This window comes from Peribacillus sp. P4_C12, assembly GCF_056402095.1.
Genome location: NZ_JBFUIB010000918.1, coordinates 1 through 1,045 on the forward strand (window position 1 = coordinate 1; position 1,045 = coordinate 1,045).

Below are 1,045 nucleotides of genomic sequence, written 5' to 3' on the forward strand. Positions count from 1 at the left end.
ATACCTTACTGGGCAAAAGATGAGAAAATGGGCTACAAGATGATTAATGCCCGAGCGGAGACCATTGCTGAGAAAACAAGTTTTAAGAATTCGTATAAGAAGAAACGGTGTTTGATACTTGCCGACTCTTTTTATGAGTGGAAGAAGGCACCAGAACGTAAAATACCTATGCGAATAAAACTTAAGAGTAATGCCCCATTTGGAATGGCTGGTCTCTGGGAATCATGGAAATCACCTGAAGGTATCACGATATATTCCTGCTCAGTTATTACCACTACTCCGAATGAGCTAATGACTAGTATTCATGATCGCATGCCAGTTATACTTAAACCTGAAGATGAAAAGACTTGGCTGGATCCTTCAATTAATGATACTGCATATCTGCAGCAATACTTAAAATCATTTGATACTGAACAGATGGAAGCTTTTGAGGTATCAACTGATGTGAACTCACCTAAAAATAATTCACCTAAGTTAATACACCAAATTTGCTGAGAGGTCCTAGGACCTCTTTTTGTTTTCCTCTTTTCCTATTAAAGATGAAGTACTTTATCATCGTTCATAAGTTCCTCTTTACTCATTTGAAAAAACCTCCTTATAAAATACTTTAGGCTACACCTTGCGGAAATACACAAAATACTGTACTCTTATATTTGCTTTTCGATGCGGGTATCGATGTCACTTTCCTAGAGTGAATGGATGAAAAGCTAGGGCTGCAAAAAGACAACTTAGCAATGAACAATGCAGTGAACTTGTTAACCTGACTGATTCTTTACTCGTAGACATCGGAACATTTGATAATATCATTACGTAATTTGGATCTTCTTATCAAGAGAGACGGAGGGACTGGCCCGAAGATGTCTCGGCAGCAGACTTAATAGGAGTGCTGTGCCAAATCCAGCAGGCGAATACGCCTGAAAGATGAGGAGATTAAACAATAAGAAGAGGTCTTTTAAACTATAAAAAACACCCTCCTCATCTTTCAGGCGTATTCGCCTGCTGGATTTGGCACAGCACTCCTATTAAGTCTGCTGCCGAGACATCT

At 39.1% G+C, this 1,045-nt stretch carries 1 protein-coding gene and 1 riboswitch; the gene reads left to right on the forward strand.

The annotated features are described in order from the left end of the window. Positions 1–495, forward strand: a 495-nt coding sequence (locus AC1DUW_RS30245; RefSeq protein ID WP_477644363.1) for an SOS response-associated peptidase, incomplete at its 5' end; no start/stop codon positions are given. A gap of 327 nt (positions 496–822) precedes the next feature. After that, positions 823–928, forward strand: a riboswitch (SAM riboswitch). Positions 929–1,045: the final 117 nt, after the last annotated feature.